At 62.2% G+C, this 22,092-nt stretch carries 20 protein-coding genes, 1 tRNA gene and 1 pseudogene; 9 read left to right on the top strand and 13 right to left on the bottom strand.

The genetic code is table 11. The annotated features are described in order from the left end of the window. On the bottom strand, window positions 1–280 hold a 280-nt coding region (locus tag DEIPI_RS40035; protein ID WP_045234434.1), incomplete at its 3' end, for a hypothetical protein. A 107-nt stretch (window positions 281–387) separates the two neighbouring features. Here DEIPI_RS40035 and DEIPI_RS0115340 point away from each other — a divergent pair. Then, a complete protein-coding gene (locus DEIPI_RS0115340) occupies window positions 388–603 on the top strand; it encodes a hypothetical protein (protein WP_027482352.1) in 216 nt (71 codons plus the stop codon). 103 nt (window positions 604–706) lie between these two features. Next, window positions 707–1,405 (top strand): N-acyl homoserine lactonase family protein, encoded by a 699-nt coding sequence (locus tag DEIPI_RS0115345; protein WP_027482353.1) that lies wholly within the window; start codon window positions 707–709, stop codon window positions 1,403–1,405. 6 nt (window positions 1,406–1,411) lie between these two features. Here the strand turns inward: DEIPI_RS0115345 and DEIPI_RS0115350 are convergent, their stop codons facing one another. Continuing rightward, a complete protein-coding gene (locus tag DEIPI_RS0115350; protein ID WP_084474351.1) occupies window positions 1,412–2,773 on the bottom strand; it encodes an MFS transporter in 1,362 nt (453 codons plus the stop codon). A gap of 1,052 nt (window positions 2,774–3,825) precedes the next feature. On the opposite strand from DEIPI_RS0115350, the gene DEIPI_RS0115355 reads away from it, so the two are divergent. Further along, window positions 3,826–3,902 (top strand) — tRNA-Arg (locus DEIPI_RS0115355). 246 nt (window positions 3,903–4,148) lie between these two features. On the opposite strand, the gene DEIPI_RS0115360 is transcribed toward DEIPI_RS0115355, so the two are convergent. From DEIPI_RS0115360 to DEIPI_RS35640, 9 genes and pseudogenes are all read right to left on the bottom strand, one after another. After that, a complete protein-coding gene (locus DEIPI_RS0115360; protein WP_027482355.1) occupies window positions 4,149–4,490 on the bottom strand; it encodes a hypothetical protein in 342 nt (113 codons plus the stop codon). Between the two features lie 443 nt (window positions 4,491–4,933). After that, a pseudogene (locus DEIPI_RS41505) lies at window positions 4,934–5,053 on the bottom strand (IS5 family transposase); the annotation flags it as partial. Window positions 5,054–5,100: 47 nt separating this feature from the next. After that, complete coding sequence (locus tag DEIPI_RS0115365) at window positions 5,101–5,298, bottom strand: hypothetical protein (protein ID WP_027482356.1); 198 nt, start codon at window positions 5,296–5,298, stop codon at window positions 5,101–5,103. Window positions 5,299–5,341: 43 nt separating this feature from the next. Then, a protein-coding gene (locus DEIPI_RS36730) for an IS5 family transposase (RefSeq protein ID WP_211238304.1) occupies window positions 5,342–6,093 on the bottom strand; the annotation gives its coding sequence in 2 pieces (ribosomal slippage) (window positions 5,342–5,796 and window positions 5,796–6,093; 753 coding nt in all). Window positions 6,094–6,426: 333 nt separating this feature from the next. Continuing rightward, window positions 6,427–6,549: a hypothetical protein gene (locus DEIPI_RS41895; protein ID WP_281173224.1), complete on the bottom strand. Its 123-nt coding sequence runs from the start codon at window positions 6,547–6,549 to the stop codon at window positions 6,427–6,429. Between the two features lie 280 nt (window positions 6,550–6,829). Next, on the bottom strand, window positions 6,830–7,357 hold the full coding sequence (locus tag DEIPI_RS37915) for a hypothetical protein (protein ID WP_157463697.1): 528 nt from the start codon (window positions 7,355–7,357) through the stop codon (window positions 6,830–6,832). 222 nt (window positions 7,358–7,579) lie between these two features. Continuing rightward, window positions 7,580–7,963: a hypothetical protein gene (locus tag DEIPI_RS0115385; RefSeq protein WP_157463698.1), complete on the bottom strand. Its 384-nt coding sequence runs from the start codon at window positions 7,961–7,963 to the stop codon at window positions 7,580–7,582. Window positions 7,964–8,385: 422 nt separating this feature from the next. Continuing rightward, entirely contained in the window at window positions 8,386–8,760 is a 375-nt protein-coding gene (locus DEIPI_RS35635) for a hypothetical protein (RefSeq protein ID WP_157463699.1), read from the bottom strand. Between the two features lie 51 nt (window positions 8,761–8,811). Beyond that, on the bottom strand, window positions 8,812–9,192 hold the full coding sequence (locus tag DEIPI_RS35640) for a nuclease-related domain-containing protein (RefSeq protein WP_027482360.1): 381 nt from the start codon (window positions 9,190–9,192) through the stop codon (window positions 8,812–8,814). Between the two features lie 38 nt (window positions 9,193–9,230). Here DEIPI_RS35640 and DEIPI_RS31565 point away from each other — a divergent pair, with 38 nt between their 5' ends. Then, window positions 9,231–10,514, top strand: coding sequence for a patatin-like phospholipase family protein (locus tag DEIPI_RS31565; RefSeq protein ID WP_169737126.1), 1,284 nt, complete (start codon window positions 9,231–9,233; stop codon window positions 10,512–10,514). 194 nt (window positions 10,515–10,708) lie between these two features. Continuing rightward, window positions 10,709–12,901, top strand: a complete 2,193-nt coding sequence (locus DEIPI_RS36735; protein ID WP_157463700.1) for an HNH endonuclease — start codon at window positions 10,709–10,711, stop codon at window positions 12,899–12,901. A 187-nt stretch (window positions 12,902–13,088) separates the two neighbouring features. Here the strand turns inward: DEIPI_RS36735 and DEIPI_RS37920 are convergent, their stop codons facing one another. Beyond that, window positions 13,089–13,757 (bottom strand): hypothetical protein, encoded by a 669-nt coding sequence (locus DEIPI_RS37920; protein ID WP_157463701.1) that lies wholly within the window; start codon window positions 13,755–13,757, stop codon window positions 13,089–13,091. A gap of 839 nt (window positions 13,758–14,596) precedes the next feature. Between DEIPI_RS37920 and DEIPI_RS0115405 the strand changes: the two genes are divergently transcribed. After that, complete coding sequence (locus DEIPI_RS0115405) at window positions 14,597–16,138, top strand: DUF2357 domain-containing protein (RefSeq protein ID WP_084474357.1); 1,542 nt, start codon at window positions 14,597–14,599, stop codon at window positions 16,136–16,138. Next, complete coding sequence (locus tag DEIPI_RS35645) at window positions 16,135–18,309, top strand: MrcB family domain-containing protein (protein ID WP_027482362.1); 2,175 nt, start codon at window positions 16,135–16,137, stop codon at window positions 18,307–18,309. Before DEIPI_RS0115405 ends, DEIPI_RS35645 begins: the two co-directional genes overlap by 4 nt. A 72-nt stretch (window positions 18,310–18,381) precedes the next feature. On the opposite strand, the gene DEIPI_RS0115415 is transcribed toward DEIPI_RS35645, so the two are convergent. Further along, window positions 18,382–20,616, bottom strand: a complete 2,235-nt coding sequence (locus tag DEIPI_RS0115415) for a DEAD/DEAH box helicase (RefSeq protein WP_027482363.1) — start codon at window positions 20,614–20,616, stop codon at window positions 18,382–18,384. 144 nt (window positions 20,617–20,760) lie between these two features. Here DEIPI_RS0115415 and DEIPI_RS31575 point away from each other — a divergent pair, with 144 nt between their 5' ends. After that, a complete protein-coding gene (locus DEIPI_RS31575; protein WP_045234435.1) occupies window positions 20,761–21,018 on the top strand; it encodes a DUF3006 domain-containing protein in 258 nt (85 codons plus the stop codon). Next, window positions 21,015–22,028: an excalibur calcium-binding domain-containing protein gene (locus DEIPI_RS0115425; RefSeq protein WP_045234436.1), complete on the top strand. Its 1,014-nt coding sequence runs from the start codon at window positions 21,015–21,017 to the stop codon at window positions 22,026–22,028. Before DEIPI_RS31575 ends, DEIPI_RS0115425 begins: the two co-directional genes overlap by 4 nt. Window positions 22,029–22,092: the final 64 nt, after the last annotated feature.

Below are 22,092 nucleotides of genomic sequence, written 5' to 3' on the forward strand. Positions count from 1 at the left end.
GCCGCGCGCCGAACGGCGGGCGCAGCATCACCTCTCCCTGCAGGTCGTCCGGCGGCGGCAGCACCCACGACACGGCGGGCACGCCCTGACCGGACACGAGCACGACGAGCGGTTGCCCCGCGCGGGCGGCGCCGTCGCAGCGGACGGCGATCCGCGTGTCGTTCACCCGCACGAACGTCGCGTCCGGCAACGGCAGCGTCGACGGGTCACGTCCGGGTTGGGCGTTCGCGCCGGTGGCGCAGGCGAAGGTCAGGACGAACAGGATCAGGAGTCTGTGCATGAGGGCACCATAGACGGGGAGGCATGGCGGCCCCATGGCGGGACGGAAGTGCCCTGCACGCCGCATTCGCGCTCATGACCCACGGACGGGCTCGTTATCCTGTGCGGATGACCGGCCCTCAATCGCTGCTGCTCGACCTGCCCGCCACCGGCCCCACCCACCTGCGGCCCGGTGATCTCGTCTCCGGACTCAACGGACGCACGTACGAGGTGCGGCGCGTCCTCTGGCAGGGCTCCGGGACGGACGGTCCCTGCGTCGAGGCGACGCCCGTCACGCCGCTCGGCGCCGACGCTCCCTCCGACACACACGAGCACGGGTCGTGACGGGGTGCCGAGGCGGACTTCCTGGAGGGCCCCGGTCGCCCGATCGGTTTCGCGGCACGCGCCGCCCGGCGGGAACGTATGATGCGGGCACAGGGAGGAACTCATGAGCCAGAGCGCGGTGACGCGGCTTTACCTGATGCAGGTGGGAACGATGCCGGAGTACGGCATTCCGATCGTCTGCTACCTCGCGCGGACGAATGACGGCAGGAACGTCCTGATCGACAGCGGTCTCCCGGAGCACCTTCCGGAGGAGGCGTCGGACTTCGAGAACGGTCGTGACGTCGTGGAGCACCTCGCGAGCATCGGCCTGACGCCCGGGGACGTCGACCTGGTCGTCTCGACGCACTACGACATCGATCACGCCGGGAGGCACGCGGCGTTCACGAACGCACGCTACGTGGTTCAGCGGGCCCATCACCTCGACGCGGCGACGAACCCGCGCTTCGCGGCGACCCGGTCCGAGTGGGATCAACCGCTCGAGCGTGTCCGGCTGGTGGACGGGGACACGGAGTTGCTGCCGGGTCTGGAGTTGATCGAGACGAGCGGGCACGTGCCGGGACACCAGTCGGTGCTGGTGCGGCTCCCCGGCACGGGCGCGGTGATCCTGACGGTCGACGCGGTGCCCTTCCGCGAGCACTTCACCCGCGACGGGACGGGCGGGGGGCCGGACGACGAGGCGGTCCGCGCCAGCGTCGTGAAGCTGATGGACCTCGCCGAACGCGAGCAGGACGCGCTGGTGGTCTTCGGGCACGACCGGGCGCAATGGGAGACGCTGCGGCAACTGCCCGAGTACTACGGTTGAGGGCGGTCAGTCGGCGGCGTTGTCGAGCGGTCGGCTCAGCCGGACGCGGCGCACCCCGTCGCGCAGGCGGGCCTCTCCCGGCTCGTCCACCCGGCGCAGCAGCAGGTGCGCGCCCGCGCGTAGCATGCCCGACAGCGCGAACAGCGAGTGGTAGCCCGTCCACGTGAAGTGAGCGGTCGTCACGGGATGCGCGAGCAGCGCCGTCAGCAGGGGCCCGGCGAGCGCGCCCCCGACGAAGCCCGCCACGCCCGTCGCGAGGGAGAACGTCGCGTAGAACGCGGTGCGCTGCTCGCGCGGCGCGCTGCCCAGCGCGAGGTTGAACAGGGCCGCGCCGATCCCGCCCCACGCCAGCGCGTCGAGGACCGCGCTGAGCCACACGAACTCCACGCGTCCCGTGAGTCCCGCGAGGATCCACGTGCCGGGCAGGCCCACACCCGCGAGGACCGTGCCGAAGCGCAGCACGGGCTTGTTGCCGGCCTGATCCGCCACGCGCCCCCACCACCAGCTCGTCCCGAGCGCGCACACGGACGCGATGGCGGACCACACCGCCACCTGCGTGAACGAGAGCCCGAGCTGCCCCAGGAAGTAGGGGAACACGAAGGGTCCGGCGAGCATCACCACGAACGTCCAGTAGGAACCGAACACCAGCACCCGGCGGAAGTTGCGGTCCGTCCAGGGCGCGGTGAGGGTGCGCCGCAGACCCGTATCCACGCGCGGCATGACGGGCTCGTCGTGCAGGGCGAGCAGCGCGAGCCCCGCGAGCGCGCAGACGACCGAGGCGAGCAGCACCACCTGGAAGCCCAGCGGGGACGCCACGTGATCCAGGAACGCGCCCGCCGCGAGGTTGCCGAGCATCCCCACCACGCCCAGCACGCCGGTCCGCAGGCCGAAGTACGCGCCGCGCTCGCGCAGGGGTACGACGTCCGTCATCCACGAGGACCACAGGACGCCGTTGGGCGCCTGGAAGGCGCTCGACAGGCCGACGAGCACGACGAGCGCGGCGGGCTGCCAGCCGTGCGGCACGCCCAGCTGGGGCAGGAACGCCGCGAGCACCCACATCACGCGTCCGACCAGGCCGAGGAGCGCCGTGAGGGGTTTGCGCGCCCCGAGCCGCGCGGCGAGCACCGCCGCGAACGGACCGGTGACCTGCGCGAGCATCGGGACGGCCGCGACGAGCGCGAGGGTCGCGGCGTCCGCGCCGAGACTCATGAGGTATCCGGTGAGGACGCTGCCGGTCGTCCAGTTCAGGAAGAGCTGCGTGGCGCCGCCTTCGAGGAGCGACAGGCGCATGGTGCGGCGGGCGCGGGCGGGGGGGAGGTGCGAGGCGGGTTCGGCGGGGGTGTGCGGCAGGTCGGGGGTGTCAGGCATCGGTCACCACGAGGTCCGGGCATTGTGACACGCGCGCACGTGACCTTCGTGAAACGCTCACGCTTCCTCATCGGACACGGGGGAGGTCTGGGCGACGCCCGCGATGACGGCGTCACGCGCCCGCACTCACGGCGAACACGCCGACCCGGGCGCGCGTAGGTCGGACCTGCTGCGGGCTCCGAGGCGTGTCACGCCGTCAGTGCACCTCGCGGGTCCTCGTGACGTGCCGGCGGCGCGAAATCGAACTGAGCCTCCGCTCCGTCCGTTTCGGGGTGTACGCCGCCCGGTGGGACGGGTGCGCCTGTGCTCGTCGAGTCCGTCTCGTTCATGCTCGGCCTCGTGGCGGAGCATACGGACCGACGTGCGTGGTGGACGTGACGGTTCGGGCAGGGCGCGGTGGGGACGCTCGATGGGCGAACCCGTTCGGTCGCGGCAGGAGAGAAGACCTGCGTGCATTCACTCTTCATAAGACCGGTTATAAAGGGAATCGGTCACTTCGATCAGTCTTCCTGGTCCGGGATGCAGCATCGCCCCGGTTCGAGAAATACTTTTATATACTCTAATTTAGAACGAGCACTCCGATCCACGTCGCCTCGACTCGTCGTGTCGGGCATCCGTGCCCGTCACCCGTCACATTTCCACCGCGCCTGGGCCGATGCGAACGCCGGGAGGAGCGCTCCTCGTCTCGTGGGGTGCCTCCGGTCGAGCCGGGTCGCCCGGTCCGGGCCGCTTCGATGACGTACCGCGGACCGAACCGCGGCGCTCGGGTGGACGCCGTGCGAGGTGGCCGTCTCATGATCGTGGTTTGCAGATGAGCGTAACGCTGGAAGGAGTCGAGGGGGTCGCTCGACGAACGGGCGGGAGGTGAGTTCTTCGTCGGACACTGTATAAAACTCGTCTAGACAAGTTGGCTGTCCGCTCCCTGCCGGACGTGGAAGAACACGCGCGACCCGCGACAGCACCCGCCACGCGGCCCGCCCTCGCGCGTCCCCACGATCGATGCTATACTCCGCGAGTTGCCGCGACGGCACCACACCCAGTCACACCACGATGCGCCCGTAGCTCAGCTGGATAGAGCGTCTGACTACGGATCAGAAGGCCAGGAGTTCGAATCTCTTCGGGCGCGCCAAAAAAACCCCCACTGGTTGGGGGTTTTTCCATTTGCGTTCGCGTTAGGATAGGGCCGCGTGCCTTGTGCGTGCCTTACACCTTGAAGCCGAGAGTCAGGGAAGCGCGGCGGCCGCCTTTTACTGGTCAAGCTTTGTCGGCTTTGGATGAAAAGTCGGCAGGTCCGAAATCCCAAGGAACGACGGAAATGTGGAGCCGGAGCGCAGCGTTCAAATCGAAGACTAGGGTGTGTTCCCAAGAAACAAGGTCAGATCTCGGCTTCGCCCTCAAGTACCTGACGTACGAACGCCCGCGTCGACATGCCCTCCGGTAACCCTGGAACGGGAATCTCGATGTCCAGCACCCGGGATCCCCGCTCGTCCTCCACGGCAAGCGTCGACCCTGGTGCCGCGAACAAGGTGAAATACTGCTCACCCCAGACCAGCTCGACCTCTGCTGCTCGCACGCCGCGAACGATCACTGTCACCGTCATACCAGCGAGGAGTACGACCTCCTCACCCCACGGTTCGACAACCAACGTCACGTCGTGAGGTTGATGGTTCTGCACGTGCAGACGAACATCGCGAATTTGTGCGGGAGAGGGCTCCATGTCCTCATTGTGCCTGTCGGCACGCAGTGGCTGTCTGGGCAACTCTGCCTGGAAGCCACGCCAAGACTGAGGGCGGGTCAGCTAAGCCCAATCATGGACCTGCCGCTTGTCGCACCGCGTCGACACCCGACCCTACCGCTTGATCCAAGCCATGGCTCGATCGACATGATTTCGCTTGTAGTACGGCTGCGGGTCGTAGTTCCATGGACGACGCTGATCTCGCTACTGTGGCATCACTGCACGAATGCCCCGACGGTGCAAAGCCTTCCGGGTCACCCCATTGCTGTATCCGCGATCGCCGACCTACTGCTTTCGTCGGTGCCTGGGTCGTCCTTGGCAGCAGCGCTTCACCTTCCCCGCGTCGAGGAGTGGGCGAAAGCCGACCATTTCGTGCCGCTCACCACCGTGAGGTGGAGGGCGAGCGGCTTGCCCTACCGTTCGCATTTGAGATGCAGCGTGGTGCTGGATCCGCCGCGTGATCGCCAAAGCACTTCATGGTGTTGACCTCCTCGAGCGCCTGCGGCGTCTTGATGTGCTCGAACAACCGTGGAGTTGATGTACTGAGTAAACCAGTCAATGGTGGTAGCTGTAGGTGCACTCTTGGCTCGTTTCAGACCCAAGTCGTGACAGACGCGATGGCGTGGACTAGGGTGCGGCTAAGCAACGTTTGCAGGGCGACAACGTCGAGACTGCCGTGCTTGAGGGCGGCGTAGAGACTGCTGTGGCCGCGCTCGAAGGGATGGTGCAGGCTGAGGTGCGCGAAGCTGGACACGAGGCCGGTGGTGTTGATGGCGTCGATGAGGTTCATCAGCCCGTCGGCGCGGCAGGTAAAGCAGACATAGGAGCCGGTCTCAAAACTGCCTGAGCAGGATGACCATCGCGGCGAGCTGTACCATGCCCAAGTAGTTTTCCGCGAAGCGCTCGTATCGGACCACCACTCGCCGGAACCGCTGCAACCAGGCGAACAGCCGTTCCACCACGAACCGCCGCTTCGCCCGGCGCAACGGGCGGCCATCCTGCGTCTTGGTCCGGTTCTTTCGGTTGCGCGCGATCATCTCTATGCCCTCGCGGGCTAACTGCTGGTCCAGCAGGTCACTGTCGTACGCGGTGTCTCCGATCAGCCGAGCGGGGTGATCGAGGCCGAAGGCAGCGTCGAGAGTGCTATGGACCAGGGTAACTTCATGCGGTGCAGCAGGGGCGAGGTGGAGAGCGACAGGTAGACCATGGCGGTCCGTGATTGCCATGACCTTGCTCCCCTTGCCTCGGGGACCGTAATTGACAGCAGAGCCCCCCCTTTCGCCAGGACAAAGGAGCCGTCGATAAACCATTCGTCGAGCTTGACCTGCCCGCGCTCAACCAGGTCCTCGTACAGGGCTTGCAGGACGCGGTCGAGCAGTCCCGAGCGGACCCACTGCTGGAAGCGGCGGTGGCAGGTCTGGTACGGCGGAAAGCGTCCAGGTAGGTCTTTCCAGCGTGCGCCTGTCCGGAGTACCCACAAAACGCCTTCGAGGACGAGCCGGTCGTCCCGGCGAGGGCGCCCGGTGGCCTTGGGGGGTGGGAAGAGAGGCTCGACGATCTTCCACTGCGGCTCGGTCAGTTCCACGTCCTCAGCGTGGCATCACGCTCTGAACGGGTTTTGAGACCGACTCATGCCTGCTCCATCGTTGAGCGGATCAGCGACGAGACGCACACACTCCTGGTTGGGCTGCTACACGGCTTCGATCCACAGGGGCTTCGGAGCGGGGCCAACGAAGAGACGGTACAGGACGATAGGCGGGTGGATGGAAGCGACCTGATCCAGGGCGTCACCGAACACGTCAGAGGTGTCGAGTGTGATCTGCTTGAGCGGTTGGTCGCCCAGGGCGTCAAGTCGGACCACCACGACGCTTTCGCCGACGATGACGGCCCATCGTTCGTCCCAGGTGATCAGGGCGGCCTACGGATCGCCGTAAAAGTCGCCCTCCTTCCACGAGCGTTGGTCGTGCGATTCGACGTAGACCGTCTCGTAGTCGCTGAGCACGCGGTAGGTGTCGCTGGGGGTGGAGGTCAGAAGCACCATGAGTGGCCAGCGTACCTCAACCGCCTCTTGCCGTTTTCAGGATGGCTTCTACTATCCTCTCTTACCTTCCAGCCAAGCTCTGCATATTTAGCAGCTGTAGTTTTAAGGCCAAACAGTGGGATGGAGGTTCGAGGATGCATCCTCGAACCTCCATCCCTCCTGATACGTCTGGCTTCGGTCCACGTCAGCTGCTCTGCCCCAGTAGAGCTAGGCAGAGCGCCGATCGGGCTGTAGGGACGTCAGCTGTGGACCGAGGCACATTGGCTAGGGGCGCACCTCTTTAAGAGGACTGGTTGCACTGGAGCACGGCGCGGTAAGAGCCCTGCACCCCGCGGAAGGTACCAGTGAAGCCTCCCGCCGAATCTACAACTCCAGTCAATGTGCCGGTAGAGCCTCGCGCTGTGCTTAAGCCACCGCTGACGCCATAGCTGGCGTTGCCGCTCTGGACTCCTGCACTCGCGTTCGCACCTCCGGAGACGCGACTGTCCAGGTCAAGGTTGATCTGGCTGAACGTCAACCTGCCGTTCTCCGCATGCGTGTTCGTGCGTCCTGCTGCTCTGAAGACCGTCCCGTTGTTGGTGAAGGTACCCGTCATCAGACCATCGGCTGTCGCCGTCACCGAGAGGTTGGCTTTGGCTGTCGTAATCGTGCCATACGTCGCCCCAATGCAATCGACACCTGCGGTCATGGGCGTCTGCGCAGACATCTGAGCTCCCTGAGCAAGGCCGCGCCCAAACCCCTCCATCGTGGCAGGCGTGCAGGCAGTGAGGGGGACGACGAGGAAGAGGAGTTTGAGGTGAGTCTTCATACCGCGCTTATTCTGCTGTGTTTTAGCGCGTGAAGGACAAACATTTGCGCGGAGGCTCGTGCTTTAACGGCTTGCTGCCTGAGAAACCAATGCACGCGCAACCCCCACGCTGCAAGTCGGACATCTGCGGATCTGCCCTGAAAAGAGACGACCACTGCAGTGGGCTTACCCTTACCCAGTGATAGGTCGACAGCAGGGTGAGACGAATCAGACGAGAAGGCCTCACTGAGGGAAGATGGAGACGTCCACATCCGCGACCCACGGCTCTTCGCGCGTCACCTTGCAGGAAACCATCGACCGGACGATCTTGCCCGTTCGTCCTGGCACGTCAACCCACCCGAGCCACCGCCACGTGAACTCATCTACCTTCAACGCCGAGCTCGCCGCAGGCCCAAACCGAGCTTCCGCGGACGCCTGCATCTTCACCCTCGCGGCCTGCTCGCAGTAGGCACGAATGTCTGCCGCGTCGCCGCTGATCGTGGCCGGAGGCTCACCGTGCGTCAGTAGGCCGACCGTGACAAGGACAAGCGCGAACGCAGTGAGGAGGCCGTGCACCCATCGTGAACCGTTACGCTGGCGTGGATTGGCTTCCTCAGTGGTGTCCATACGCCTACCTTACCCATTTACGTTAACATCCCCGCCTTCGGCTCACGGCAACCGGGAAGCTGAGGGCAATTCGGCAGGCCACGCTCAATACCGAGCGCGCGGCGAGAAGCACGCTCGAACGAGCAGAAGGACATGTTTTGGGCGTCAGGAGGGAGTGTTGCGGTGGTAGAGGACACTGGAGCCGCAGTCCGGGCAGTCCGCGTAAAACTCGTCACCCGCCTTACGGGTGCGAGCCTTTCCACCACAACCCCCACAGGTCAGCTGGATGGGCGTGTTGCCCTCACAACCACGGCACTTGTAGTAGTAGCCGTACTTGCCGTAAGTGACGCTTAAGCTCGTGCTCTGGCAGTGGCGGCGGGTAGCCTGTGTGAATACGGCGGAGAAGGGGGTCGACGCCGTCACATCCGCTGACCTCGTTTGTACTACCTCGCGTGTGCAGTGTCCTCTAATGAAGGGGCGTGCCGCCCGTACACGCCCTTCTGCTCAATAACAGTCATCGAAGCTTCCGAAGCCCCAAGGGTCACCTTCGGCATGTGCTTCGCCCGCAGGAACGCACTCACCCGCGCGAACTCCTCCACGCTGAGCGCCAGCCCCCAATCCTTCGCGCGGCGATCTGGTCCGATGACGCTGAGCGGCTGCGGCAACCGCTGCTGATCCCGGAGCAGCTCCTGCACCCGCTCCGGCACCTGATCCGCCTTGCGGACCTCCGGTAACGGCCCGCGGCGCTCCACCATACCCCCGTCGCTGATCGCAACGACCACGTCGATCACGAATGCCCCGAAGCCCTTCTGAAGCATCCCGAACATAAACTTCCCCAGCAGGTCATTCGTATGCGCAGCCAGGTACGACTACAGGAAATCCGCCTGCCGCTTGGCCAGCAGCACCGGTGACGACATGCCCGTCCACCGTCCGTTCCACTGCCTTGCCCACTCGTCGCGCTCGTTGATCCGCACGGCGCTCGTCACGCTCTTGCTCTCCACAATGACCGCGCCGTACCGGTGCAGGATCAGGTGATCGATTTGCGCGGCGTCCCCCTCACGCTCAAAGCGAAGGTTGTGGAACACATGGACGCTCGGGTCGGTGCCGAAGGTGCGCCTCAGGTAGAAGGCCATCTGCTTCTCGGCTTCGTCGCCCGCTTGCTGAAACTTGTCATTGGTGGGGGAGGGGTGGTGGTCCTTGACGATCGTGGGCCCTCTCAGCTTATCGAGGCGCTGCCCGGCGCGCGGCATATTTGGCGTGCTGTAGAGCGCGCCTTGCCTATGATGACGTGAACACCGATCCGGCAGAAGGAAGGAACCGCAACGTGGTCGCCGACGACTTCCCCATCAACGAGCCTCTCGACGAACCCACTCTCGAGCTCACCGCGCCCCGCCGGCGTGGTGTGGGCTTATGCCTGTCCGGCGGCGGGTACCGCGCCGCACTCTTTCACCTCGGCGCGGTTCGTCGCCTGGACGAGTACGGTCTGCTCGGTAACCTGAGGACCGTGTCCAGCGTGTCGGGTGGAAGCATCTTTTCCGCGTTCCTCGCCCGCGCCCTGCCCTGGCCTCGACCCCAGCCTCTGCCAAGCGAAGTGTGGGAGGTACAGGTCGCCCGCCCCTTCCGGGCGTTCTGCACCCAGGACCTACGCACGGCACCGCTGTTGGCGCGGCTGCAACCCTGGAACTGGTGGGGAAGCTCCGCCATTGAGCGGGTCGCGGCGCTGCTCGAGCAGCGGCTGGACCTCGGGCGGCTCGGCAGTCTTCCACGAACACCAAACTTCGTGCTCTGCGCGACCGATATGGCCTTCGGCGTGAACTGGGTGTTCGAACGTACCCGTATGGGCGACTACCGCGCGGGATACGCCCGGCATGATGGTGCGTACCCGCTCGCCCTGGCCGCCGCTGCGAGCGCCTGCTTTCCCCCCGTGTTCAGTCCACTCCACCTGGACCTCTCGCCTGAACAGCTCCGACGCGGCCGGGCCCGCACCCGTCCAGACTTCCCTCAGCTCGTCCGTGGGCTGCGGCTCACGGACGGCGGGAACTACGACAACCTCGCCCTTGAGCCCGTCTGGAAGACGCACGCGGTGATGCTCGTCAGTGACGGCGGCAGCACCTTCGACTTCGCCGCGGACCGTGGACGTTGGGCGCGTCTGCCGCGACACCTCTCCATCCTTGACGCGCAGTCGCGTTCGCTTCGTAAACGCTGGCTGCTCGCAGAGTCGGGTAAGGGGACGCACGTGAGCGCGTACTGGTCCGTTGGACAGCATGTGAGCGCGTACGCGTCACGTCTGCCGAGCAGTGCAGCATGCCTTCAGCACGGCTACTCCCCAGAGGTCGCTGAACTGATTGGCGGGATCCGCACGGACCTTGACGCATTTAGCGAAGGTGAGATCGCTGCATTGGAGAACCACGGGTATGCCCTTGGTGACGCGGCCGTGCAAAGCTTCGTAGCAGGAACCGCAAGCTCTCTCCCTACGTTCCGACTGCCCCATCCGGACTGGCAGGACGAAACGCGCGTGCGTGCGGCGCTGCGCAGCAGCCACCGGACCCAACTTCTTGGCCGATCACGTTAGTTTTTTTACAACTCCCCTCAAGTGCCCTTCCAGTCGCTCGAGCGACAAGGTGAGCTTGGCTCGATAATTCTGTATGAGTAGTTTCAGGGACGACTCTGTCCCGTTCCTGAAAGCTATGCCCAAACACTCGATGGTGCCCCTACGACGGCATTTTCGCTGACGTTGTTGCTGGTCTTAGCTATTCTTGCACTGACGTGAATCATGATGAGTTGTTACGTGCAGTATCTCTAGGCAGCAACGGCGTGGACTTGCCGGACATGACGAAGGAACCGTGGGATCCCGTCCCAGACGAGCAGCTGCAACTTGCTTGGGCTTCACACCCTCAGTGCCCAGAGAAGCTCCAACGGCGCTTAGCACGCCAGAAAAATCATCGCGTTCATCTTGCGCTGGCGGAGAACATGAGCACTACGGCCGGCGCGCTTACCGACCTACTGAATTACTCGACTGAACAAGTGCGACTTATGGTCCTGCACCATCGAAATTTGAGTACGTCCAAACTGCACGGATATTGCGACGACACCTCACCTGCTGTTCGTGCTGTTGTGGCCGCACGCTCCCAACGTCCCGAGGTTCTCGAGAGATTGGCATGTGATCGGGACGCCAGCGTCCGTTTGGCGGCAAGTCAAAATCATAAACTTCCGAATGAAGTCCGAATCCTTCTTCAGCACCTTGGGTTTGACCAGAGCTTACAGGCCATCGCACCCTCAGGTGCGTGGCTAGAAAGCAGCATGCTTATTCGCGTGTATCACGAGCGTCCGTGGATACGGTGGGTTCTTCTCAAGCAACCGGAGCTACCAAGCGACGTCATTGCGCTTTTTGCGAATGACGACTCTCCCGCTGTGCGGGCGCTTCTCGCGACCAGCCAGCTGGTGAGTCGATCGACGCTGCTGCACCTCTTAGGTGATCAAGTGTCGTGGGTTCGGAGTAATGCTTTAGCCAACCCTGCATTTCAAGCAGTTGCTCCTATAGTATTCGGCCTCGGTGTATGGAAAGATTTGCGGGATACGAGTACACCTGAGCCCGATCCTGATTTGAGTTTGGCCCCTTATCATTTCACAGAGCTAATGAATGCAGGACCTTGGCTTCTCGAGCGCGTCGCTCGACACCCAAATATCCCAATTCCTTACCTTGAACAGCTCAGCGCCCATAACTTGTCACGCGTTCGATGGGGGGTGGCGCAGAATACCACTTGCCCAGCTCTTTTACTCAACGTCCTTGCGCAAGATCAGTGGTCGTGGGTTCGCCGAGCGGTCGCGGAACACATTCGCACGCCCCTTGATACTGTCCGCACGCTTACGCAGGATGCAGACGAGGAAGTGCGAGAGACGGCCTTACAGCGTATGGCACTTCAAGGCGAGCAACAAGATAGACAAATATCTGAGGCGGAGTTGCCGTATGAGCTGGATGAGATAGTTTCGCTACCCGCTCGGATCGTGCCGTATGTCATTCCCGACGCTTGGATTAACGCATTTCGACATCGTTTCGATGAATTGGAGGACCTCCACCTTGTAGTGCTACCTGAGGCCGGGCTGCCTCCTCTTCATCCAGGGCAGCTGCTTGTTCTTGCCAGTTCTGAGAATGGACAACCTCAAATCGCTTTTGGCGGCGGCGAAGTTATACACGAATACTCGCTGACATTAGAGCAAGCTTGGCACACATTTATGCTTGTTAACTTAACAGAAACATATGAGCAATGGATCCAGCAGATTCAAGACGCGTTTCTGCACCCGGTGAGCGCAGAAGTTGCGATACGCAGCGTGCTTTTAACAAACATTTTTCTCCTTGACGAAGAGCAGGCAGTTTCGTTGAATTCACTCAACTTTGCAACTCTACAGCGATCTTCAGATCACGTCGGGATCTCTGATATTGGTGCTGAAGGTTCTTTGCGAGGACTCTTGGAAAATATTGGGCTAGCACCTTGTCATGACAATCCTGCTGTTGATCACACACGTTTTGGCAAGGCGTACCTGGTTCACCCTCGACTCGGCCAAAACATGTTTCGCGCCTCTACTCTCCAACTTTATAATGGCACGTGTTGCTTGAGCGGAGCTCGCGTCACAACCGTTCTTGATGCAGCCCATATAAAACCTTATGCTGCTGATGGTGAGCACAAACCAGAAAACAGCTTACTCCTCCGATCAGACATTCATAAGCTATTTGATAGCGGTGAAATTTCTATTCACCCAGAGACTCTAAAGGTACAATTGGCCGAAGTAAGCGCCGCCTCGCACGATCCAAATTACACATTTCTCCATGGTCAGGTATTTCATCCTCCAGACCAGTTAGACGTCACGATCCTCCGTGATAATTTACGGCATCATTATAATAACGTGTTTCGGTATACGAAGACTAAAGTCGAAAACAAGTGTGCTTCAGAAGAATTTTAATACAATCTTTTCTGACCACGCAGCACATCGTTACACATGCCGTTGTCGGTAAAAAGAAATTGTTACCTCTAATAATGAGATATACACTAATAACTAAAAGCTAGAAGCGTGACAATTGCGATTAAAGCGTTTAGTGACAATGATATATGAGAGGTGAATTTTGGGTGGGATTGAGCAAAATACAATGTCAGATGCTAGTGTATTTCCAGGATAGGTATTGCATCAATTCGTCAGGAAAGAATAGTCGACTTGCACGTTTGGGATCTCTATACCGTAATATTCGCTCGATGATAAACTCTTCACAGTGCTCAAGTGACACGACTTTGGTATATCGTGGACGCAAAACGTGCTCGCGCCCCCTGGGACACACCAAAAGCGTACTAATGATAGCCTGGTGGTTTTCGTAGGGAACCGGTGCGGTGGGTCTGGTAGTACGAGATGACCTTTCACGGTGCAGATGGCGAGCGGCGGCAGTAGTTTCATTCAAGGGAAGCATGCCAAGCCGCTGAATAGAACGCTCAATCCAAGATTGGCGCGTCCAAGGATCACACTCTTCACTAGTCTTAACTTCTACAATTACTCCACTGGGCTTTTCGTCAGATAAGAGCAATGATAAAGTTTCTTGGTCCCAATCTCTCGCTCGGCCTCCAATTTCTTCGTACACATAGGGAAAGCGTATCGCGAGTAGATCAATATCGCTATGATATCGGTTATCCGGGATATCGGTCTCGCCTTGACGATGTAGAACGAAATTCGGCATGGGAAGAAAGCCGTTCAATCGCAAATACCATGAGGCCAGCTGTTCTCCGTAATTCATTGTTTTCCTTTTCTCAATCGACGGAATGAACTTGTCCACACGTTCGAAAGCGTTTAGTCTTTCGGTTAATAGAATGCAGCTTTTCTCATATCTCTGTATGTACCACAAAAGTTGGTACAATCGGGGCGAGTCATCGGGGCTGTAGAAAGTAATATGTAATTGGACGCCGAATCTGGCTGGAATCGTGTCATAGCCAGTATACACGCATCCTATGTCGCAGTATGTGTAGCTCTATGAAGGAGCACCCAAAGGAACTCCAATCCGCTAAGGAGCAGTCGCTCATATAGACACCGTCTGGCAAGTTGTGCTTTAGCCATTAAATCGGCAGGGGACGCGCTTAACCAGACTACGTCCCGATCCAACGTGACAAGCCCGATCTTTTGTCCATGCCTGCTGTACCGAGGCTCGGAAATAAACCAATCAGCTTGTAGAGACAGGTGCTGATGGTCACACACTTGGGGGGTTAGGTCTTTGTTGTCCACGTTATTGCGCTGCTAACGAGATCCGGCAAGGGTCTACGATCTCCACTTGAGCGTTCTGCCAGCAACTTAAAGTGCTAGCGCGAGGGCTGACACGAGGAGGTCGGCCCTACGAGCTCACTTTCAGTGGGACCTGTACTTCTGGCCCGCTACACTTGCACAGAGATGTCCGAACTCGTCATGCACACACTCCCTGCCGAGTGCTCGCTAACGCTCCTCGCGCGTAAGTTGTGGATAACACAGCTTGGTATTAAAATTAAGCGCCATAATTTAATTTGTCATACCGGCCACCTCATGATGGGAGGTGAACTGTAAGGTGGGTTTTCTCCACAAAACGCGCACCCGCAACTGTCTCCGCTGGCTTGCAAAGCCTCTCTGCAGTACCGCCGCTTCACTCCAATGAGTAATGCAGCACAAGCAACTGCTCTGACCATTCGAGGGGATGCGTTTGGCACCTTTGAAGGTGGTGATACCACTCGGTTCTCACCAGCTCAACTCTGGATCTACGAGTGGACAGACTACTGGGTGGACGCTCCAGGAGCACAAGAGCTTCACGCCAGGCCCCACTGCTTCCCCCCGCTCTACCCGGGCGCTGAGACCTTCCGAGTAAGATTCGAAAACACCCTTGGAAGAAGCCATCTTCAACCGTACGCCCAAGGCCGTCCGGTCGGCCCCGGTCTTTCGCTCGAAGTGCTCTCGAAGAAGTACCCCACCCCAGCAGCGCATCTCCAGTTGCTGCGCACCCTCACACAAGACCTCGCGCAGCTTTCCGCCACTTTCCCGTACGCGCCCACGGCCCCGACGTCCATTGGGGCCGCGCGCGCCACGCCCATCCGCTCACCCCTGTTCTTGTTACACTTCCTCCTCCAACAAGGAGAAGCCCTGACCACGGCGTGCACCCTCGTGCGCGCTCAACCGCACCAGTCCCTACGTCAGTACTCAGAGCTGCTCGACTTGGCGCTCGTCAGCTCCGCCGGACCGGACACCCTCCTCGACGTCCTGCATCACCCTGAACGGTGGCACCCCGCGCCGCACCTTCCCATCGCGCGGGCCTTACGCGGCTTCGCACCTCAACAGGTTCAGCAGCACCGCAGTGAGCAGACCCTCGACACCCCCGAGAACCGGTTTGTCCTCGCGTTCCTGCTGGAGCTCACCCGGGCCGCCGGGCAGCTGACCCACCAACCCTGGTGGACGGACTTACCCCCAGCGCGTCAAGCAACTGTTCAACACGTCCTGGCCGCCCTTCGACAAACATCGAACTTCCTGGTCCGAGAAGGGGTACGAGCGCAACAAGTCCTGCCGCAGCAGTCACGGGTGCTGATGCGCTGCGAAGGGTACAACACGCTATACCGTCTCTGGCAAGAATTCCGCCGAGCACGTCACCCCATGCTCGACCACGCCCAAGACGCCATCGACGTACGGAACATCGCTCAGCTGTACGAAATGTGGAGCTTCTACCAGCTGGTCCACCAACTCCACACCGCCCTCAACGTCACCCCCGAACTGCGACTTCGGCACAGCCCCACCGAGGGCCTCGGCTACGGCACCAGCGCGCACTTCGAAGGACACGGAACGCTCGTGTACAACGACCAACCACCGTCCTACGCCTTACCCCTCCGCCCGGACTACCTCTGGTACCAAGGTGGCCGACCCACCGTCGCGGTCGACGCGAAATTCCGTTTTGAAGGCGTGACTGCCCTGGAGTCCGAGGGGGTCAATCCGAGAGGCACCACCTTCAAGGCGGATGACCTGTACAAGATGCACGCCTACCGAGACGCCCTCCAACTGGTCGCCGCGGTCATCGTGTACCCCGGCTCCACCTCGCGGTTCTACGACACAGCCCCCGCCACCCGACCTCCCCCCACACTGATCGACATCCTCCGGGGAGATCGCCCGGGCGTCGGAGCCTTCGCCATGCCCCCTCACCTTGGAGAACCATGACCTTGTTCACCTCGCCACCCACCCCCCTTCGTGACTACCTGCAGTACACCCTGGCGCAGTACGCCACCAAGGGGGCCTTCGGTCAAGAAGGCCTCGCGCCCTTCGTCCGCCGAGCCAACGCCGTACAAACCCTGCTCAAAGAGCAGATGGGGGTCCAGCCGCCCAAGGTGGTGAAGTGGTCGTACGGCAAAGGCAACTGGGCGCAAGTGCCTTGGCTCGCGGTGCTCGACCAACGCCTCACCAGCACCACCAAGACCGGAGTGTACGTCGTGTACCTCTTCCGTGGGGACATGAGCGGCGTCTACCTCACCCTCGCTCAAGGCGTGACCGAGCTGGTCGAGCAACACGGTGGCCCCGAAGCACGCCGGATCATGCGAGAACGCGCTGCCCGCATTCAAGCGCACCTGGGTGATCTTCCCACTCAAGGCTTCTCGTACACCCCGGACGTGCAGTTGCACTCCACCACGTACGGCGCGGACTACGAAGCGTCCGTGATCGCCCACAAGTACTACGATCACGCCGCGCTCCCCACCGAAGCGGACCTCCAAGCCGATCTTCGGGCATTGCTTGCGGCCTACACGCGGCACGTTGAGCTCGGTGACACCCCATCGCTGCCTATCCAAGTTCAAACAAGCCTGACCGAAGCGCTCCAGCAGGAGTTCAATCGGCGTGGCTTGACGTACACGGACGAGCAAATCGAGACGTTCTTCACGGCCCTGCAAACCAAGGGTTTTGTGATCATCAGTGGGATCAGCGGAACAGGAAAAAGCAAAATCGCTCAAGCATTCGCGGAGATGCTCCGGCCGGTCACGCCGCCCCCGTCCTTGCCGACTGAGCTTCTGCGGGTCGTAACTCCCACAGCGCTTGGAGGAGCGCACTCCCTCACGATTCCCAAAGCTGCATGGGCCAAGTTCGACGTGCAGCCCGACCGCGCCTTACCAACGGTGGTCGTCACGCTGCGCGACATGAGCAGCGAGTGCCGCTTGGTCTGGACCCGTCCAGGCGAGCAGGTCGAGCTCATCCTCATGGGTGAGGTGCTCAACGCCTTTCGAGCCGAGTTCCGCGAGGGCGACCGGTACTGGCTCCTCCCACAACCACACCACGAGAACGAACCCCTTCAGGTCCAGATCGAGTCGGACGCACCTCCCATGGTCACCTCCACGCGCAGTCTGTTCTTGTCGGTGAAGCCGGACTGGCGCGACAGCAAAAGCTTGCTCGGCTACTACAATCCCCTCACCCGCACGTACGTCCAACCGACGTTCCTGAGATTCGTCCTCGACGCCCTACACGACTACGAGCAGAACGGCGCAACCGCGCTACCTTGGTTCGTCATTCTTGACGAAATGAACCTCGCCCACGTCGAGCATTACTTTGCCGAGGTGCTCAGCGTCATGGAGTCCGGGCGGGACGAGCAGGGCCTCACCATGGAGCGCCTGCAGCTCGACCTCCCTTGGGACGCGGAAGACGCTCGCCTCCGCCGGCAGATTTCCCTCCCACCGAACCTGTACCTGATCGGCACCGTCAACCTCGACGAAACCACGCATGCCTTCAGCCCCAAAGTGCTGGACCGAGCGTTCTCGTTGGAGTTCACCAGCGTCGACTTCAGTCACTACCCCACCAGCCTTCGGCCATCGACCACCAGCGCGATCGACGGTGCGCAGCTCACGCGGACCTTCACGCGCTCAGGTCGCTTCGCCCGCATTGAGAAGTCCGTCGTGGCAGACGAGGTGCACCGCAGTCCACTGCTTCGAGAGGCGTTGCAGCAGCTCAATCTGCAGTTGAGCCCTCACCAGCTGCACTTCGGGTACCGCGTGTTCGACGAGATCGCCATGTTCACCGCGCTTGCCGGCACGAACCACATGCTCACCTCTGAAGTGGGTGCGCTTGACGCTGCCGTCGCCATGAAAGTCCTCCCGAAGTTCAACGGCGGGCGGGACAAGCTCTGGGTGCCCCTCGTGAAGGTCGCCGCGTGGGCGAAGCAACCTCAGGCACCCGAAGGGGCGCTGCAACAACTTCGCAGTGAGATCCTCAACGGCCGCTCGGAAGCTGAAGCGACCACAGCGCAGCTTCAACGTTGGTTGGACACCGGGGTGACCGCCCCAACCACCGCTGCTCGTGTTGCCCGGATGCTGCAGGACTTGGAGCGGGACGGCTTTACGGCCTTCGGGTAACCCACGAGGCCTCCCAACGCAGGAGCCGCGTTGAAGCTGTGACTGGCTTCAACGCGGCTCCTGCGCGGCTCGTTACTCCCCGTCGTCCAGGTGGCGTTTGGGCGGCTGGAATCGGAAGGTCAGGACGTTCCCCGCGTCGAGGACACGCCGCACCTCACCTGCCAGCCCGGTGCCCTCCATCCCAACCCCACTCAGGTGCGCCCAGCCGCGACTGCGGGACAGCGCCACGAACAGCTGATTGCGGAGCCGCAGGTCATCCTCAGCCTTGGCGATGTGATCAAGACCAACGACGTACACGACGTCCGCTTCGTTCCCCTTGGCCTGCATGACCGGGGAGACGGTGACCGCACCGTCACGCCAGAAGCCGTTCGGGTCGTTGTTGGGGTACGGCTGGTGCAGCACGTTGATGTCGCGGTTCCCTGGAATGTACGCGTCGAGTCCTGCGTGCCGGAGGGCGCCGAACACACGCGCTTGAAGCATCTTCGCGTCCGGGTGCCCGCCGAGCACCACCACGAGGATGTGGCGGCTTGCGACCAGACCGTCCTCGCCCAGATTGCGCTTGATCGCTTCGACGAGCGTCCCGAGTTCCACGTCACGTGATCTATGCGAGTGGAAGGTTACCAGGGGTTCGCTTGGCAGGGTAGTGAGGGGATTGGGGGAGTGCTCGGGGGGACGACGTAGGGTGATCTCTTGACCCGCTCGGAAGGCGCCCGTCACTTCATACCCGATCTTCTGCCAGTGCTCCTGCTGCGTCAGCCCTGCCAGCATCCCCTGCTCGCGCAGCAGCCCCATCCCAAGAGCGTGCGCGGCGAGCAGGATCGGGCCGGGTGTGCGGTAACAGCGGTGCATCACTTCGCTCTTCTTGATCCCCCCACGATACGTCACGCCTTGATTGAGCGCCTTGGCCAGCTTCTCGCCGAACAGGGCACGCGCCGTGGGAATGGCGAGCGTGTCGAGACTTTGCGCTTCGTCATACGCCCAGATCAGGCGGCGCAGCTCAGGCGCAGGCGTCGCCTCAGAAAACAGCGGGACGTCCCTAGGAACAGGTTTGAGGCTCTCGTGCGCCAGCCAGTAGAACGCCTGCTTGTCCTCGTGACGCAGCGTCTCATCCTCATGCACGAGGTCCTGCCCCTCGTCGATCAGGACCGCGTCGAACACCTGCAGGGACCGCCCGAGCCGCTCGGCGTCCGAGATCAAGGCCTTACAGGCGTACAGCAGCTTGTACCCCGGTGAGCCGTCCGGGGTGTTCCCTACATGCAGCGGCGGTACCCCGACATGCTGCGCAAGCGTCCGGTAGAAGCCCGGCTGCTCCTTTGCACCCCACGCGTGCAGAATCCGCAACTTATGCCGCGCGCCCTGCAGGGTCCTCTCCCCGCCGCTGGCGTGTCGCAGCCAGTGGTCCACCTGACGGCAGATCTGGTCGTACAGGGAGCGGCAGAAGAACACGAGGGCGATGTCCCACTCGGGGTGCTTGAGGTGCATGTTCGCGGCCTTCTGAGCGAGCAGCACCGTCTTGCCGCTCCCGGCAATACCGCGGATGCGTTGCGGGCCGGGTGGGATGGTCTTGGCGATCAGTTCCTGCTGCAGGTCGAAGTCCTTCATGGCCGTCTGCGCCTGCCGCAGCAGGTCGATCTTCCGGGCAGGAGCCGCGGGGACGGGCGTGCCGTGCCTTCCGAGGAGTGGACGCGAGGGGAGCGGCACAGGCTCTGCACGTCCGGGAAGGGAACCGCTCGTACCCAGCGCGCTGCGCAGCGCCCGCCACTGCCCCTCGTCGAGAGGGTTGCCGTACCGAATAAGAGGCGCGCGTTCGATCGCGCGCAGCACCCGCGCGGACGTGAGTTCATCGCCGAGCAGCAGCGGCGTTTCCTGCAGCAGCCCGTCAAAGCCCGCCGCTTCCCACTGCTCACGCGTCACCTGCGGTAGCGCCACGAGGGCACGCGCGGGCACCCGCGCGAGTTCAGAGCGGCGGGCCGTGAGGTCAATCAGGAGCTGCACCTGCCGTCGCGCCTGCTCGTACGGGTTGATAAACGACTTCCCAAAGTACGGCCGCCGCAAGTCCCATCGGTAGCCCGCGATGCCAGCGATGTCGGTGATGGGGAGGTTCTTGACTTCGATCACCACGAGCCCGTACTCAGGGTCGGCGATGAGGATGTCGGGTTCCTTGGCGCTGTCGCGGGTGGTGAGGGGATACCGCCAGAAGCCCAGCGCGTCCCGCCGAGCGAACGCCGCTTTGACCGCGTCAAAGACCTGCCCTTCGGCGGCTTCCCCGGCTTGCCCGTACGTTTCTGTGACGATGAAATCAGCCATGCGGTTATCTCGCCAAGGTAGCGCACGAACGAAGCCCGCACGATCAAACCTGCGCACTGCGGCATGACCTCGTTCGTGACGCATCAGACATCTGCTCAGGTGCGGTCAGGCGCTCAGTGTTACGCTGCGCCCACGGAGGACCACATGCCCGACTTCATCGTGATCGACCACCTTGAGGATGACCTCGCTCGGGTCGAGTGGGGCGAACGCCTCCTGGACCTTCCACGCGCCTGGCTCCCTAAAGACGCGAACGAAGGGGACCACCTGCGAGTTCACGCTCCTGGTGACGGCCTCGTTAGTTTCAAGATTGACCGGACCGCCACGAAGCGCGCCCAATCGAAGAATCAACAGGCGCTCGACACCCTCAACGCTCAAGATGACGGAGGCGACCTCGACTTATGACCATCACCCGCATCCTGCTCCCGCTGCTGCTCGTCACCTCCACCGCGTCCGCCGCGGACCTCACGATCCGCTTTCTCGACGTCGGTCAGGGAGACGCGGTCCTGGTCACCACCCCCGATGGGAAAAGCATGCTGTACGACGCCGGACGAGGCCGAACGGCGGCGGATCTGCTCAACCGGTACGGCGTCAAGCAGCTCGACCTCGCCGTGATGAGCCAGGGCGACGCGGACCACATCGGCGGCTTCGAGTTCGTCGCGCCAAGCTTTAAACCGAAGGTGCTGCTTAATAATGGGCTCGCGAAAAGCACGCAGACGTACGCGCGGGTCCTCGCGGCGTTCAAGGCTGCCGGAAGTCAGGGTATCCTCGCGAGCAACCGCACCATTAACCTTGGAACGCAGGTCAAGCTACAGGTGCTGCCCGCACCTGCTGGGGTGCCCAAGAACAACCAGAACGCCAACAGCGTCGGGGTGCTCCTGACGTACGGGAAGTTCAAAGCGTTCTTTGGTGGGGACGCCGAACCTGCCGAGACGGCCGGGTGGGCGCGGACGTTCGGACCGCAGCTGAGTGGCGTGCAGGTGTACAAGGCGCTGCATCACGGCAGCAAGCACAACGACACCCGCTCGTTCCTGCAACTCGTCCGGCCGCAGACCGTGGTGATCGGGGTGGGGAAGAACAACTACGGGCACCCGTCCAGCGAGGCGCTCGCGTTGTACGAAGGGGTGAATGCGAACGTGTTCCGCACGGACCTCAACGGGACGGTCACGATCACCGTAAAGCCAGACGGGTCGTACACCGTGAGTGGTGAGCGGGGGCTCGGGACGCGCCGGACGACCACACCGACCGCGCCTCAACCTGCTACGCCCACTGTCCCCGCAAGCTCAGAAAGCAGCGGGTTCTACCGCAACTGCACCGAAGCGCGCGCCGCGGGCGCAGTGAACATCCGGACTGGGGAGCCGGGGTACCGAGCGGCCCTCGACCGGGACGGGGACGGCGTCGCCTGCGAACGCTGAGGAACGCCCCGGATGGCTTGACGCATACTGCATACGACGCTATCTTGTCCTTATCAGCGGCCGA

The sequence above is a fragment of the Deinococcus pimensis DSM 21231 genome (assembly GCF_000519345.1).
In the GTDB taxonomy this organism is placed as follows: domain Bacteria; phylum Deinococcota; class Deinococci; order Deinococcales; family Deinococcaceae; genus Deinococcus_A; species Deinococcus_A pimensis.

Bases quoted from the DNA above. Each gene is read 5' to 3' on its own strand.
- DEIPI_RS0115340 (WP_027482352.1), top strand. From the start codon at position 388: ATGACCGGCCCTCAATCGCTGCTGCTCGACCTGCCCGCCACCGGCCCC.
- DEIPI_RS0115345 (WP_027482353.1), top strand. From the start codon at position 707: ATGAGCCAGAGCGCGGTGACGCGGCTTTACCTGATGCAGGTGGGAACG.
- DEIPI_RS0115350 (WP_084474351.1), bottom strand. From the start codon at position 2,773: ATGCCTGACACCCCCGACCTGCCGCACACCCCCGCCGAACCCGCCTCG.
- DEIPI_RS0115360 (WP_027482355.1), bottom strand. From the start codon at position 4,490: ATGGAGCCCTCTCCCGCACAAATTCGCGATGTTCGTCTGCACGTGCAG.
- DEIPI_RS0115365 (WP_027482356.1), bottom strand. From the start codon at position 5,298: ATGAACCTCATCGACGCCATCAACACCACCGGCCTCGTGTCCAGCTTC.
- DEIPI_RS41895 (WP_281173224.1), bottom strand. From the start codon at position 6,549: ATGGTGCTTCTGACCTCCACCCCCAGCGACACCTACCGCGTGCTCAGC.
- DEIPI_RS37915 (WP_157463697.1), bottom strand. From the start codon at position 7,357: ATGAAGACTCACCTCAAACTCCTCTTCCTCGTCGTCCCCCTCACTGCC.
- DEIPI_RS0115385 (WP_157463698.1), bottom strand. From the start codon at position 7,963: ATGGACACCACTGAGGAAGCCAATCCACGCCAGCGTAACGGTTCACGA.
- DEIPI_RS35635 (WP_157463699.1), bottom strand. From the start codon at position 8,760: ATGCTTCAGAAGGGCTTCGGGGCATTCGTGATCGACGTGGTCGTTGCG.
- DEIPI_RS35640 (WP_027482360.1), bottom strand. From the start codon at position 9,192: ATGCCGCGCGCCGGGCAGCGCCTCGATAAGCTGAGAGGGCCCACGATC.
- DEIPI_RS0115405 (WP_084474357.1), top strand. From the start codon at position 14,597: ATGAGTAATGCAGCACAAGCAACTGCTCTGACCATTCGAGGGGATGCG.
- DEIPI_RS35645 (WP_027482362.1), top strand. From the start codon at position 16,135: ATGACCTTGTTCACCTCGCCACCCACCCCCCTTCGTGACTACCTGCAG.
- DEIPI_RS0115415 (WP_027482363.1), bottom strand. From the start codon at position 20,616: ATGGCTGATTTCATCGTCACAGAAACGTACGGGCAAGCCGGGGAAGCC.
- DEIPI_RS31575 (WP_045234435.1), top strand. From the start codon at position 20,761: ATGCCCGACTTCATCGTGATCGACCACCTTGAGGATGACCTCGCTCGG.
- DEIPI_RS0115425 (WP_045234436.1), top strand. From the start codon at position 21,015: ATGACCATCACCCGCATCCTGCTCCCGCTGCTGCTCGTCACCTCCACC.